Below are 14,068 nucleotides of genomic sequence, written 5' to 3'. Positions count from 1 at the left end.
TTCCTGCCATTTTTCTCCGGGATACAGGTTTACGCAGATGAGCAAGACTTCTCTCGATAAGAGCAAGATCAAGTTCCTTCTTCTCGAAGGCGTCCACCAATCGGCTGTCGACGTCCTCAAGGCGGCGGGCTACACCAGCATTGAGTACCTCACCGGTTCTCTGCCGGAAGCCCAGCTCAAGGAAAAGATTGCTGACGCTCACTTCATCGGCATTCGTTCGCGCACCCAACTGACCGAAGAGATCTTCGATCACGCGAAGAAGCTGGTTGCGGTCGGCTGTTTCTGCATTGGCACCAACCAGGTTGACCTGAGTGCTGCTCGTGAGCGCGGTATTGCCGTGTTCAACGCGCCGTACTCCAACACTCGCTCCGTAGCGGAACTGGTGCTGGCCGAAGCGATCCTGCTGCTGCGCGGCATCCCGGAGAAAAACGCTTCCTGCCACCGTGGCGGCTGGATCAAATCCGCAGCCAACTCCTTCGAGATCCGTGGCAAGAAACTCGGCATCGTCGGCTACGGCTCGATCGGTACGCAGCTGTCGGTTCTGGCTGAAGGCCTGGGTATGCAGGTGTATTTCTACGACACCGTGACCAAGCTGCCGCTGGGCAACGCCACTCAGGTCGGTAACCTGACCGAGCTGCTGGGCATGTCCGACATCGTCACCCTGCACGTTCCGGAAACCGCTGCGACCCAGTGGATGATCGGCGAGAAGGAAATCCGCGCCATCAAGAAGGGCGGCATCCTGATCAACGCTGCTCGTGGCACCGTGGTTGAACTGGACGCCCTGGCGGACGCGATCAAGGACAAGCACCTGATCGGCGCGGCCATCGACGTGTTCCCGGTGGAGCCTCGCTCCAACGACGAAGAGTTCGAAAGCCCGCTGCGTGGCCTCGACAACGTCATCCTGACCCCGCACATCGGCGGCTCGACCGCTGAAGCGCAAGCCAACATCGGTCTGGAAGTGGCAGAGAAACTGGTCAAGTACAGCGACAACGGTACTTCGGTTTCGTCGGTAAACTTCCCGGAAGTGGCCCTGCCGGCTCACCCTGGCAAGCACCGCCTGCTGCACATCCACGAGAACATCCCGGGTGTGATGAGCGAGATCAACAAGGTCTTCGCCGAAAACGGCATCAACATCTCCGGTCAGTTCCTGCAGACCAACGAGAAGGTTGGCTACGTGGTGATCGACGTCGACGCCGAGTACTCGGATCTGGCGCAAGAGAAGCTTCAGCACATCAACGGCACTATCCGTAGCCGCGTTCTTTTCTAAGAACAGCTACAAGCCGCGAGCGACAAGCAGCAAGTGATGTTCGCTTAGCTTTTGCTTGAAGCTCGTAGCTCGCAACTCGCCGCTGATAAAAAAGGGAGCCCCGAAAGGGCTCCCTTTTTTTATTCGACGTTGACGGTGATTTTCTTCGAAACGATTGGCGGATCGAACGGCATGTGGCCGCTGTCGCCCAGCTCCAGCTGCAAGGTGTGCTTGCCCGGGGCCAGTTTGATGTCAGCCTGGGTCTGCGCCTTGCCGAAGTGCATGTGGTTGGCATCGTTGGGAATCGGCGCGCCAGCGGCCGGCAGCTTGTCGACGTCGATCAGCAAATGGTGGTGACCGGTGTTCTTGGTGACGTCACCGGCCGGTGCCAGCGCGACGTCCTTGGTGCCGAACTTGACGGTGAAGGTCTGCGAAACCGTGGCCCCGTCCTCGGGAGAAACGATGAACACTTCGGCGCCTTTTGGCGCGGGTGTGGCAGCACTGGCCAGCACCGAAACACCCATCAACACACCCGCCAACGCTGCACGTGACATAAAGCTTTTCATTTTCTTCTCCAGTTTTTCCGTAAAATCCGCACGGTCATGACAACTTCATGACCATTCGTTGTCGAAGGCACTCGACAACCATAGCAAAGCGAGCCTGACTCAGAGCATCGCAATAATGATTTCAAAGGAGTGACCATGCGCTTTTTGCCTGGCCTGATCTGCCTGCTACCCCTTCTGAGCCCTTTGGCTCACGCCGAACTGATTGATGACGTCAACGACCGTGGCGAGTTGCGCATAGCCCTTGAGGCTAATACACCGCCTTTCAATTACAAGGACGACGGCGACAAACTCACGGGGTTCGAGGTCGAGCTTGGGCAACTGCTCGCCAACGAGCTGGATGTACGCGCCGACTTCATCGTCACCGATGAGGCCGATCTGCTCCAGGGCGTTGAAAGCGGCAAGTACGACGTAGCGCTCAATCACATAGCACTGACACCCGAACTCAAGGATCGTTTCGACTTCAGCGAGCCTTACGGCAAGGTCGATGCGCAGTTGCTGGCGAAGAAGGATGAGCAGCCACAGCCGCAGCCGATGGTGTTGGTGCAGGCGTTGACTGATGCCAAGCCAAAGGCGAGCGCACCGGTGGAGTTGGCGATACCGTTCCAGAAGGGTAATCCGGCGTTCCAGGCCAGCCTTGAGAGCGCGATGCAGCGGATCAAGGCCGACGGGCGCCTGGCGGCGCTGTCGAAGAAGTGGCTCAACGAACCCAATTGAAACCTGTAGGAGCTGCGGCACGCTGCGATCTTTTGATGTTGATTCGAAAGATCAAAAAGATCAAAAGATCGCAGCGTGCCGCAGCTCCTACAGGTGATCGAGTTGGGTCAGGGCCAGCGCGGCTTGCGGCAGTTCGAGTTCGCTGAAGACCTGCACACCATGGCGCTTGAGCAGCGCGGCCGTTACGCCTTCACCGGGGACTTTGACTGCGCTGAATGTCCCGTCATAGGTCAGCAGGTTGCCACAGGAAGGACTGTTGGCCTTGAGCACCGCTACGCGGATGCCGTGTTTGTGCACCAGCTCCAACGCCTGCCGCGCACCGTCGAGAAACTGCGCACTGACATCCTCGCCCTCGGTGGTGATGACCGCAGCAATGCCATCCAGAACCTCAGCGCCCTGCCCGCCGGGAATCTCCGCCGCTGCACGAGGCGTCGGCAAACCGCCCGCGACTTCCGGGCACAACGGCACCACGCGTCCTTCGCTAATCCACTGTTCGAGCAGATCAAACGGCCCACTCGCGCCACCGTCGTAACGTACGCGATGACCCAGCAGGCAGCGGCTGACCAGAATCTTGTCCATGTCAGAACGGCTCGTTGCCACGGCGGCGGAACCAGCCCGTCAGCGACAAACGTTCACGGTTCGCCGGCAACACTTCGTGCGGCACTTCGCCAGAAAGAAACACCACCAGACAACCGCCGGTAGGCTGCACGTCATGTACGCGCTCTTCGTTCAGGTACATGCGCAACTGACCACCGTCCTCCGGCAGCCAGGCGTCATTGAGGTAGACCACCACCGAAACCATGCGCTTGTCATCGTCGCGAAAACGGTCGACATGCCGACGATAGAACGCCCCCGGCGGGTACAGGGCGAAATGGCATTCGAAGTCTTCAAGGCCGAGGAACAAGCCACGGTTGAGCGCCTCGCGCAGGCTTTCCATCAGATTCAGATAGCGGTCGCTGGAATCGGCCTGGCCCGGATCGATCCACTGAATGTGGTCGCCACGAATACCCTCACGGATCTCTGAAAACGGCCCACGCCCCACCGCCGCCGGCGCCAGCTCACCTTCGGCCTCACGTTTACGGCACTCGGCCGCCAACTCGCGGGTCAAACCGGCGGGCAGGAATATGTTCTGCTGCGACCAGCCATGCTCGGCCAGGTCGTCGACAATGCGTAACAGCAGCGGGTGTTCAGAGGATATTTGCATGGCGCGCATAGTATGCCGCCGGCAAGAAATCCGACAGAGCCACGCGGCGGCTTGCTACGAATTCTCGACAAGTACCGGCACCGCACGGAGAATAGTCCGCTGCTGACAGGAGTCCCTATGCGCCGTTTGCTTTTTTCACTGTTGATGTTCTGCGTGTTGCCCGCCTGGGCGGACGGCCACGATCAGTTGTACAAGGTCGCCGGCTGGCCAGATCAACGTGCGCATTTCAATGACGCCCTGAGTGCCGCGCAGCAGCGCTATCAGAACAGCCTGCCGCCCGCCGTGTTTCAGGCGTTGGTCAACAACAGCAATCAGCGCTTCGCCCCGCAAGCCGTGGATCAACGCGCCGAAGCACAACTGCGTCAGCAACTCGCCGATCCGAAACCGGCGCTGAGCTTTTTTCAATCGCCACTGGGCAAAAAGATCGTAGCGGCTGAATTGCTCGCAACCCGTCGCGATCAACTGGCGAAAAACGCCAAGGGTTTGCCGAAGATGCAGGTCAGCGACAGCCGTCTGCTGATCATCGGCCACCTCGCGCAGGCGCTGCCAGCGCGTGAGGCCGGCGCCGAGGTCAGCCTGGCGATTGCCGGCGTCGCGGCGGACAGCTTGAGCTCGATGATTCCGGGACTGCTCGGTGGCGGTCAGGCGCAGGGCATGTTGAACGGTCAGCGCCAGCGCCTGATGGATCAGATTGGCGCGGACATCAACAACACGCTGCTCTACGTTTATCGCGACCTGTCGGACGAAGAGCTGGAAGAGTTTGCGACGTTTGCCGAATCAACCGAGGGCAAGGCGTATTACCAGGCGGCGTTGGCGGCGATTCGCGCAGGCCTGGCGGTCGGCCAATGATCTCTAGCACCTGATAAGCCGCCATCGCTGGCAAGCCAGCTCCCACAGTTTTCTTGGGTGTTCACAATATTCGTGATCGACACTTAACCCTGTGGGAGCTGGCTTGCCAGCGATGGGGCCCTCACAGACGCTAAAGATTGCGGCCCCTGATGCGCTTGCTCAGAAACTCGAAATACTCCTCACGCATCTCCTCCGTCTCATTCGCCAGATGATGCCGCGCCTCGGCCAGCAGCAATATCTGTGGCCGATCGAACTTCCACTTCATCACTTGCAAATTGTGCTGCCAGTCCACCGTCATGTCCGCCTGCCCCTGAATGATCAGCGGTCGCCGCGGGCTTTTTTTCGCGTGCTCCACGCGAATGATCCAGCGTGACAGTGCGCCTACCCACTGGGTCGGCAAGCGTCGCGGCTGCAACGGATCGGCCTGGAGAAACGGCAGGAAATCAGGATCGTTGGAGTTCTCGCTGAAGCGCCGCACGACACCTCTGACAAAAGGCCGGAGCAGGTAATAACTCAGTTGCGACCACCCCCACGCGCGCGGCCGCACCAATGGCGCCATCAGGATCAAATGACCTTGCGCCGGGCTGCCCTGACCATGGTTGAGCACGTGATCGACAATAATCGCCCCGCCCGTGCTTTGCCCGAACATGTGCCACGGTTGCGGCAGCGCGATCGACTGCGCTTCGGCGAACAGGGCTTGCAGGACGTCCTGGTACTCGGAGAAATCGCGAATGCTTGCACGCGGCCCGCTCGACAGGCCATGGCCCGGCAGGTCGCAGGAAATCACTGCAAAATCCTGATCCAGCGCCCACTCGATTACATGGCGATAGAGCCCGGTGTGATCGTAGTAACCGTGCAGCAGAAACAGCGTTGCCTTGACCTTTTCCGGCCACCAGCAATGACTGACCAGCTCATAACCGTCGACTTCGAAACGGCCCATGCCGCGCCAGACATCACGCTCGGGAAAGTCGGTCTGGTAAAAGCGCTGATAGGCTTTGGCCTCCTCCGACAACGGCTGCCACTCGGCCAAGGGCTTGAGGCTGGCGCGTAACTGATCGGGGTCGAAGGTGGCGGGCATAAGCGGTTCCAGAGCGGTAAACAGACTTTATCGGCCTGCGATATTCATCTGTAGTGACAGACATGGCAAGCTAGCCGACCTCTTCGGGATCGAAAACCATGCGTTCGCCCTACCGCACCGCACTGTTTGCCAGCCTGCTTGCGCTCTTGTGCGCCGGGGTGCTGTGGGCGGCGTACGACTGGTTTCAGGGGCGATACCTGCGCGCGTTCAGCGAACACACGGCGGTATTTTCCGGCGATCCGCTGCGCCTGCCCGACGATCTCGCCGGCCCCGGCAATATCCGCCTGGTGCACTTCTGGGACCCGGCCTGCCCGTGCAACGTCGGCAATCAACAGCACCTGACCGAGATGGTCGAGCACTTCAGCGCCAGGGGTGTCGAGTTCTTCGCGGTGCAAAGAGCGGGCAGCCACGGCCAGTTGCCGGCCACACTCAGTAGCCTGAAAACCATCACGGTGTTGCCCGGTTCCGAACAGGTGCCCGCCAGCCCGGCCGTGGCGATCTGGGATCGCAGCGGCAAACTGGCGTACTTCGGCCCTTACAGCGAAGGCCTGACCTGCAACTCCAGCAACAGCTTCATTGAACCGATCCTAAATGCCCTGACGGACGATCGCCCGGTCGACGCCACGCACACGCTGGCCGTCGGTTGCTATTGCCCGTGGCCGGTGGAGACGAAGTAAGGCATTCCGGACTTTTCAAGGACAGCGCTGCACGGCACGGACGGTCTGTGCTAATTGTTTGCAGCCCGACGGGCGGCAATCCCGCCTGCACAAGGAGTCGCCATGAAACGCGTGTTCACCGTTCTTGCCTTGCTCATCGTTGTTCTGCTCTGCGCCGGGGGCTGGTACGTCTACAGCAAACAACCGACGCGACAGGGCCAGGTGGAACTGCGCAACCTGCAGGGTTCGGTGACCGTGCGCTACGACGAACGCGGCGTACCGCACATCCGCGCCGAGAACGAAACCGACCTCTATCGCGCACTCGGCTATGTGCATGCCCAGGATCGTCTGTTCCAGATGGAGAGCATGCGCCGCCTCGCCCGTGGCGAACTGGCCGAAGTGCTCGGGCCGAAGCTGCTCGACACCGACAAACTGTTCCGCAGCCTGCGCATCCGCGAGCGCGCTGCCAGTTATGTCGCCAACCTCGACAAGCAGTCGCCGGCGTGGAAGGGCCTGCAAGCCTATCTGGATGGCATCAACCAATATCAGGACACCCACGCTGCGCCGATCGAGTTTGACGTGCTGGGCATCACCAAGCGGCCGTTCACAGCGGAGGACAGCATCAGCGTCGCCGGCTACATGGCCTACAGCTTTGCCGCGGCGTTTCGCACCGAGCCGCTGCTGACTTACGTGCGCGATCAACTCGGCGCCGATTATCTCAACGTCTTCGACCTCGACTGGCAGGCCAAAGGCGTACTGGCCAACGGTCACGCCCAACAGACGCCCGCCCTCGCCGCTGGCGACTGGAAAGACCTCAACGCCCTCGCCCGCCTCAGCGAACAGGCGTTGATCGACAACGGCTTGCCGCAGTTCGAAGGCAGCAACGCCTGGGTGATTGCCGGCAGCCGCAGCCAGAGCGGCAAACCGCTGTTGGCTGGCGATCCGCACATTCGCTTTTCGGTGCCATCGGTGTGGTACGAGGCGCAATTGTCGGCGCCGGGTTTTGAGTTGTACGGCCACCATCAGGCGCTGGTGCCCTTCGCGTTTCTGGGGCATAACCTCGATTTCGGCTGGAGCCTGACCATGTTCCAGAACGACGATCTGGACCTGATCGCCGAGAAGGTCAACCCGGACAACCCCAATCAGGTCTGGTATCGCGGCCAGTGGACCGACATGGTCAGCAGCGAGCAGCAGATCAATGTGAAGGGCCAATCACCGGTGACCATCACCCTGCGCCAGTCGCCCCACGGCCCGATCGTCAACGATGCGCTGGGATCTGCTGCCGGGAAGACACCGATTGCGATGTGGTGGGCCTTCCTCGAAACACCCAACCCGATCCTCGAAGGCTTCTATCAACTCAACCGCGCCGACACGTTGGCCAAAGCCCGCGCCGCGGCGGCGAAAGTGCAGGCACCGGGGTTGAACCTGGTGTACGCCAACGCCAAGGGCGATATCGCCTGGTGGGCCTCGGCGTTACTGCCCAAGCGTCCGGCCGGAGTACGGCCGGAATTCATTCTCGACGGCAGCAGCAATCAGGCCGACAAGGACGGTTTCTACCCGTTCAGCGCCAACCCGCAGGAAGAGAATCCGGCACGTGGCTACATCGTCTCGGCCAACTTCCAGCCGCTGTCGCCGACCGGCATGGAGATCCCCGGTTACTACAACCTCGCCGATCGCGGCCAGCAGCTTAATCGTCAACTCGGCGACAAGAGCGTGAAGTGGACCAACGAGGGTAACCAGAAGCTGCAACTCGGTACGACGACCGGTTACGGCCCGCGTCTGCTGGCGCCGTTGCTGCCGGTGTTGCGTGAAGTGGTGAGCGATCCGACACAGCTGAAACTGGTCGAGCAACTGGCGCAATGGCCCGGCGACTATCCGCTGGACTCGGTCAGTGCGACGGTGTTTAACCAGTTCCTCTACGACCTTGCCGACGCGGCGATGCGTGATGAGTTGGGCAATGACTTTTTCGACACGCTGCTGTCGACGCGGGTGATCGATGCGGCGCTGCCACGTCTGGCGGCAAACGCTGATTCGCCGTGGTGGGACAACCGCAACACGCCGACCAAAGAGACCCGCGCCGATGTCGTGCGCGCGGCGTGGGCAGCGAGCATGACCCATCTGCAGCTGACCCTCGGCGACGATGTGGCCGGATGGCAATGGGGCGCGGCGCACACGCTGACGCACGGGCATCCGCTGGGGCAGCAGAAGCCGCTGGATCGCCTTTTCAATGTCGGCCCGTTTGCGGCGCCGGGCAGTCATGAAGTGCCGAATAACCTTTCCGCGAGGATCGGCCCGGCGCCGTGGCCGGTGACCTATGGGCCGTCAACGCGGCGGCTTGTCGACTTCGCCGATCCGGCGCATGCGCTGACGATCAACCCGGTGGGCCAGAGCGGTGTGCCGTTCGACAGTCACTATAACGATCAGGCTGAGGCGTATGTCGACGGGATGTATGTGCAGGCGCATTTCAGCGAGGAAGAGGTGACGGCGAATACGCGCAGCACGTTGAAGTTGTTGCCGGCGCGGGCTGCGCAGTAGTTTTGCGCTGATAGAACAGGCCTCATCGCTGGCAAGCCAGCTCCCACAGGGTTTTGCGTCGATCACAAATCATGTGAACTCCAGAGAAACCTGTGGGAGCTGGCTTGCCAGCGATGAGGCCCTGAAGAGCAGCACACAACCTCAGAGCAGCACCGCAAAATTCAGCCGAAACTGCTGCGGCGTCACGCCCAGCCGGCGGTTGAACACGCTGCGCATATGCTGCGCATCGCGAAACCCGCACTGATACGCCACGGTCTTCAACGGCGCCGTGGTGCTTTCGAGCATCACCCGCGCCGCATCCACCCGTGCCTGCTCGACAAACTCCGCCGGCGTCACCTTCGCCTCCCGAGCAAACACCCGGGAGAAATTGCGCGCACTCATGTTCGCCGCATTGGCCAGATCGGCAATGGTCAAATCGCCGGTGAGATTGGCCAGCACGTACAACTGCACCATCGCCACCGCCGATGTCGGCTCCGCATGCGGTGTGAGGAACGGACTGAACTGCGACTGCCCGCCCGAACGCTGGGTGAACACCACCAGTCGCTTGGCCACACTCAAGGCCACTTCAGCACCGTGATCACGCGCCAGCAGATACAACGACAGATCGATCCCCGCCGTGACCCCGGCCGAGGTGTAGAGCGTGCCGTCCTCGACATACAGGCGATCGGCTTCGACGTGGGTTGACGGGCATAACTGCGCCAACGCCTCGGCATCGTTCCAGTGCGTGGTCACGGTGCGCCCTTCCAGCAACCCTGCGCGCGCCAGCATGAACGCGCCGTTGCAGATCGAGCCGAAGCGCTTGGCCCGTGCGCAAGCTTCGCGCAGCCAGCTGTCGAAGACGCTGCCGAAATCCATGAACGGCAGCTGCGGGCCACCGGCGACCAGCAGCAGGTCATAGGCGTCGAGTGCTTCGCTGAAATGGCGATGGGCGTTCAGCACCAGCCCATTGGAACAAGCCATCGCCTCGTGCTCGATACCGATCACTTCCAGTCGATAGTGATCCTCGGGCGCCAGAAAGCGGTTGGCTTCGGCGAACACATCCATGGGGCCGGTGACGTCGAGCGACTGCACGCCTGCGAACACCACGATGGCGACGGTTTTGTTCATCTCTCTCGAAACCTCCGATGAATCTGTGGTGAGGGGATTTATCCCCGACCGGCTGCGCAGCAGTCGTAAAACCAGGCAATGGAACTTGCCTGACAGAATGCGTTGGATGGTTTTGGGGCTGCTGCGCAACCCATCGGGGATAAATCCCCTCGCCACAATGGCTGGCATTCCGACCTGTGAAGGGCAGTTGGCACGATTTGCAGGTGGATTGGCAAGGATCGCAGCCATGCAGCGATTGTTCGCTTTCAGCGCCGCGAACAGACTTGACTCATCAGCGCCACGACGGCGTTTCAGTGAGGAAACCTCCCATGAGCACGACCATTGCCGGCATCAAAATCCCTGACAGCGCCCTCGCCCGCGCCACCACCGACTACATCCGTGACATCGAGTCCGACCTGCTCTATCACCATTCGCGCCGGGTATTTTTGTTCGGCGCACTGAGCGGTGAGCGTCAGCAACTGGCTTACGATCCGGAGCTGCTCTATGTCGGCGCAATGTTCCACGACCTCGGTCTGATCGAAGGTCATCGCAGCGATGACGAACGCTTTGAAGTCGACGGTGCCAACGCCGCAGCGGCGTTTCTCAAGCCTTACGGGTTGAGCGATGACGACATCGAGCAAGTGTGGCTGTCGATTGCCCTGCACACCACGCCGGGCGTGCCCAAGCATTTGCGCCCGACCGTGGCGCTGGTCACCGCTGGCGTGGAAATGGACGTGCTGGGCATGGATTACGCGGCGTTCAGCACTGTGCAGCGCGAAGCGGTGGTGCATGCGCACCCGCGTGGGGAAGGTTTCAAGGAATGCATCATCTGCGCGTTTGCCGATGGCTTGCGTCATCGTCCGCAGACCACATTTGGCAATGTGAAGACCGATGTGCTGAAGGATCAGGAGCCGGGGTTCAAGCCGATGAACTTCGTCGAAGTCATCCGCAATTCTCCCTGGACTGCCTAAAACCAGATTTGAAATCTGGCCCCTGTGGCGAGGGGATTTATCCCCGTTGGGTTGCGAAGCGACCCCAAAAAAACAGGCCTGCTGCGCAGCCCATCGGGGATAAATCCCCTCACCACAAAAGCCCATTCCAACATCAGATTGGGTTGACCTCAAAGTAGAGGCCAACCCGATATGGCTTACGCCGCTTCCGGCGAAGGCGCCCGGCGTACGTCCGGTTGCTTCCACGAATCGGCAGCGCTTTCTTCGATGGCTTGCTGGATGGCTTTCTTGCGCGCTTCTTCGGCGCGTCGGCTGAAGAACCAGACCATGAAGGTCACGATCGATACCGCCAGCAGAATCAGACTCGCCACGGCGTTGATCTCAGGCTTCACGCCCAGGCGCACCGCCGAGAACACTTCCATTGGCAGGGTCGTCGAACCCGGGCCGGAAACGAAGCTCGCCAGCACCAGGTCATCCAGCGACAACGCGAACGACATCATGCCGCCCGCCGCCAGCGATGGCGCGATCATCGGGATGGTGATCAGGAAGAACACCTTCCACGGCCGCGCGCCCAGATCCATCGCCGCTTCTTCGATCGACAGGTCCAGCTCCCGCAGACGCGCCGACACCACCACCGCCACATACGCCGCACAGAATGTGGTGTGAGCGATCCAGATGGTGACGATGCCACGTTCCTGCGGCCAGCCGATCATCTGCGCCATGGCCACGAACAGCAGCAACAGCGACAGACCGGTGATTACTTCCGGCATCACCAACGGCGCGGTCACCAGGCCGCCAAACAGCGTGCGACCCTTGAAGCGGGTGATGCGCGTCAACACGAATGCCGCCAGCGTACCCAGCGCCACCGCGGCAACCGCGGTGTAGCAGGCAATTTCCAGCGAGCGCAGCACCGAGCCCATCAGCTGGGTGTTGTCGAGCAGGCCGACGTACCACTTGATCGACCAGCCGCCCCACACCGTTACCAGTTTCGAGGCGTTGAACGAGTAGATCACCAGGATCAGCATCGGCAGGTAGATGAACAACAGACCGATGACCAGCATCAGGCTGGAGAAACGGATGCGCTTCATTCTTTGCCCTCCATTTCTTTGGCCTGACTACGGTTGAACAGAATGATCGGCACAATCAGGATCGCCAACATCACCACCGCCAGCGCGGACGCTACCGGCCAGTCACGGTTGTTGAAGAACTCTTGCCAGAGCACTTTACCGATCATCAAGGTTTCCGGACCGCCGAGCAGTTCCGGGATCACGAACTCGCCGACCACCGGGATAAACACCAGCATGCAGCCGGCAATGATCCCGTTCTTGGACAGTGGAATAGTAATTTTCCAGAAACTGTTGAAGGTGCTCGAACCGAGGTCCGATGCGGCTTCCAGCAAGCTCTGATCGTGCTTCACCAGGTTGGCGTACAGCGGCAGGATCATGAACGGCAGGTACGAGTAAACGACGCCGATGTACACCGCAAGGTTGGTGTTGAGGATCTGCAGCGGCTCGTCGATAAACCCCATGCTCATCAGGAAACCATTGAGCAGGCCGTTGTTGCTGAGGATGCCCATCCACGCGTAAACGCGGATCAGGATCGCCGTCCAGGTCGGCATCATGATCAGCAGCACCAGCACCGTTTGCATCTCTTTACGGGCGGTGGCGATGGCGTAGGCCATCGGGTAGCCGATGACCAGACAGAGGATGGTGCTGATCAGCGCCATCTTCAGCGAGCCGAGGTAAGCGGCGATGTACAACTCGTCGCCCGCCAGCATCGCGTAGTTGCCCAGGTTCAGCAGCAGTTGCAGCTTCTGCTCAACGAAGGTGTAGATCTCGGTGTACGGCGGAATCGCTACATCGGCTTCAGCGAAGCTGATCTTCAGCACGATGAAGAACGGCAACATGAAGAACAGGAACAGCCAGATGAACGGGACCCCGATGACCAACTGCCGGCCACTGGGGATTATTCGGTTGATGCGGCGTTTGAATTTGCGCATGTTCATGAGCGAAGTACCACGCCGCTGTCGTCTTCCCAGTACACGTAAACCTGATCGCCCCAGGTCGGACGTGCGCCACGGCGTTCGGCGTTGGCCACGAACGATTGCACCAGTTTGCCGCTTGGCAGTTCGACGTAGAACACCGAGTGACCGCCCAGATAGGCGATGTCATGCACCTTGCCGCTCGACCAGTTGTACTCGCAGGTCGGTTGGTCGGCGGTGACCAGCAGTTTCTCCGGACGGATCGCGTAGGTGACCGACTTGTCCTGCACCGAGGTGCTGATGCCGTGGCCGACATAGATCTGCCGGTCGAGGTCCTTGCAGGTGATCGTCGCGTGGCCTTCGGCGTCGTCGATCACTTCGCCTTCGAAGATGTTGACGTTGCCGATGAATTCGCAGACCAAACGGCTGGTCGGGGTTTCGTAGATGTCGATCGGGCTGCCGATCTGGGCGATCCAGCCCAGGTGCATGATCGCGATGCGCTCGGCCATGGTCATGGCCTCTTCCTGGTCGTGGGTCACCATTACGCAGGTCACACCCACGCGTTCGATGATCTCGACCAGTTCCAGCTGCATTTGCGAACGCAGTTTTTTATCCAGTGCGCCCATCGGTTCGTCGAGCAGCAGCAGCTTCGGCCGTTTGGCCAGCGAGCGCGCCAGTGCCACACGCTGACGCTGACCACCGGACAGCTGATGCGGTTTGCGTTTGGCGTACTGGCTCATTTGCACCAGCTTGAGCATCTCGGCCACGCGGGCGTCGACTTCAGCCGCCGGAATCTTGTCCTGCTTGAGGCCGAAGGCGATGTTCTGCGCCACGGTCATGTGCGGGAACAAGGCGTACGACTGGAACATCATGTTGATCGGTCGCTCGTACGGCGGCATGTCGGTGATGTCGACGCCGTCGAGAAAAATGCGCCCCTCCGTGGGCCGTTCGAACCCTGCCAGCATCCGCAGCAGGGTAGATTTGCCCGATCCCGAACCGCCGAGCAGAGCGAAGATCTCGCCCTTTTTGATTTCCAGGGACACATCGTCCACGGCAATCGTCTCGTCGAACTTCTTCGTGACCCGGTCGATTTTGACCAACACCTGTTTCGGTGTCTGGTCGCCCTCGAGGGCTTTCTTATAGGCGCCGGAGGCAACTGCCATTTACGAAACTCCCAGAAAAAAACAATGCAGTTCGCCCCGC

The 14,068-nt window shown here is 60.5% G+C and carries 14 protein-coding genes; 6 read left to right on the top strand and 8 right to left on the bottom strand.

Translation table 11 applies throughout. The annotated features are described in order from the left end of the window. Positions 1-37: 37 nt before the first annotated feature. Positions 38-1,267 (top strand): phosphoglycerate dehydrogenase, encoded by a 1,230-nt coding sequence (serA, locus tag EJA70_RS24425; protein ID WP_053124806.1) that lies wholly within the window; start codon positions 38-40, stop codon positions 1,265-1,267. 119 nt (positions 1,268-1,386) lie between these two features. Here serA and EJA70_RS24420 read toward each other — a convergent pair whose 3' ends face one another. Further along, positions 1,387-1,812, bottom strand: a complete 426-nt coding sequence (locus tag EJA70_RS24420) for a DUF4399 domain-containing protein (protein ID WP_008085298.1) — start codon at positions 1,810-1,812, stop codon at positions 1,387-1,389. Between the two features lie 135 nt (positions 1,813-1,947). Between EJA70_RS24420 and EJA70_RS24415 the strand changes: the two genes are divergently transcribed. Further along, complete coding sequence (locus EJA70_RS24415; RefSeq protein WP_158834144.1) at positions 1,948-2,526, top strand: transporter substrate-binding domain-containing protein; 579 nt, start codon at positions 1,948-1,950, stop codon at positions 2,524-2,526. Between the two features lie 87 nt (positions 2,527-2,613). On the opposite strand, the gene EJA70_RS24410 is transcribed toward EJA70_RS24415, so the two are convergent. Both EJA70_RS24410 and EJA70_RS24405 read right to left on the bottom strand, forming a co-directional pair. Next, positions 2,614-3,105, bottom strand: a complete 492-nt coding sequence (locus EJA70_RS24410; protein WP_158834142.1) for a DUF523 domain-containing protein — start codon at positions 3,103-3,105, stop codon at positions 2,614-2,616. A gap of 1 nt (position 3,106) precedes the next feature. After that, entirely contained in the window at positions 3,107-3,739 is a 633-nt protein-coding gene (locus EJA70_RS24405; RefSeq protein WP_008085304.1) for a 2OG-Fe(II) oxygenase, read from the bottom strand. Positions 3,740-3,847: 108 nt separating this feature from the next. On the opposite strand from EJA70_RS24405, the gene EJA70_RS24400 reads away from it, so the two are divergent. Beyond that, on the top strand, positions 3,848-4,579 hold the full coding sequence (locus EJA70_RS24400; RefSeq protein ID WP_158834140.1) for a DUF2059 domain-containing protein: 732 nt from the start codon (positions 3,848-3,850) through the stop codon (positions 4,577-4,579). 130 nt (positions 4,580-4,709) lie between these two features. On the opposite strand, the gene EJA70_RS24395 is transcribed toward EJA70_RS24400, so the two are convergent. After that, the gene (locus EJA70_RS24395; protein ID WP_158834138.1) at positions 4,710-5,657 is read right to left on the bottom strand and encodes an alpha/beta hydrolase; all 948 of its coding nucleotides are present in this window, start codon (positions 5,655-5,657) and stop codon (positions 4,710-4,712) included. A gap of 98 nt (positions 5,658-5,755) precedes the next feature. Here EJA70_RS24395 and EJA70_RS24390 point away from each other — a divergent pair, with 98 nt between their 5' ends. Both EJA70_RS24390 and EJA70_RS24385 read left to right on the top strand, forming a co-directional pair. Next, positions 5,756-6,334, top strand: a complete 579-nt coding sequence (locus EJA70_RS24390) for a DUF6436 domain-containing protein (RefSeq protein ID WP_158834137.1) — start codon at positions 5,756-5,758, stop codon at positions 6,332-6,334. Positions 6,335-6,436: 102 nt separating this feature from the next. Further along, complete coding sequence (locus tag EJA70_RS24385; protein ID WP_158834135.1) at positions 6,437-8,848, top strand: penicillin acylase family protein; 2,412 nt, start codon at positions 6,437-6,439, stop codon at positions 8,846-8,848. A 141-nt stretch (positions 8,849-8,989) separates the two neighbouring features. On the opposite strand, the gene EJA70_RS24380 is transcribed toward EJA70_RS24385, so the two are convergent. Then, positions 8,990-9,955 carry a GlxA family transcriptional regulator gene (locus EJA70_RS24380; protein WP_158834133.1) on the bottom strand — a complete coding sequence of 322 codons (966 nt, stop codon included), beginning with the start codon at positions 9,953-9,955 and terminating at the stop codon, positions 8,990-8,992. 308 nt (positions 9,956-10,263) lie between these two features. Between EJA70_RS24380 and EJA70_RS24375 the strand changes: the two genes are divergently transcribed. Next, positions 10,264-10,905, top strand: a complete 642-nt coding sequence (locus EJA70_RS24375) for an HD domain-containing protein (RefSeq protein WP_158834131.1) — start codon at positions 10,264-10,266, stop codon at positions 10,903-10,905. Positions 10,906-11,081: 176 nt separating this feature from the next. Here EJA70_RS24375 and EJA70_RS24370 read toward each other — a convergent pair whose 3' ends face one another. From EJA70_RS24370 to EJA70_RS24360, 3 genes are read right to left on the bottom strand one after another with little or no spacing between them, the layout of a single operon-like run. Then, positions 11,082-11,972, bottom strand: a complete 891-nt coding sequence (locus EJA70_RS24370; protein WP_007913861.1) for an ABC transporter permease subunit — start codon at positions 11,970-11,972, stop codon at positions 11,082-11,084. After that, entirely contained in the window at positions 11,969-12,850 is an 882-nt protein-coding gene (locus EJA70_RS24365) for an ABC transporter permease subunit (protein ID WP_178116979.1), read from the bottom strand. The genes EJA70_RS24370 and EJA70_RS24365 overlap by 4 nt, the downstream gene beginning before the upstream one ends. A gap of 35 nt (positions 12,851-12,885) precedes the next feature. Then, the gene (locus EJA70_RS24360; RefSeq protein ID WP_008085321.1) at positions 12,886-14,028 is read right to left on the bottom strand and encodes an ABC transporter ATP-binding protein; all 1,143 of its coding nucleotides are present in this window, start codon (positions 14,026-14,028) and stop codon (positions 12,886-12,888) included. Positions 14,029-14,068: the final 40 nt, after the last annotated feature.

This window comes from Pseudomonas sp. PB103 (assembly GCF_009764635.1).
In the GTDB taxonomy this organism is placed as follows: Bacteria; Pseudomonadota; Gammaproteobacteria; order Pseudomonadales; family Pseudomonadaceae; genus Aquipseudomonas.
The sequence above is the reverse complement of the archived record's forward strand: the minus strand, read 5'-3'. Positions and strand labels throughout refer to the sequence as shown.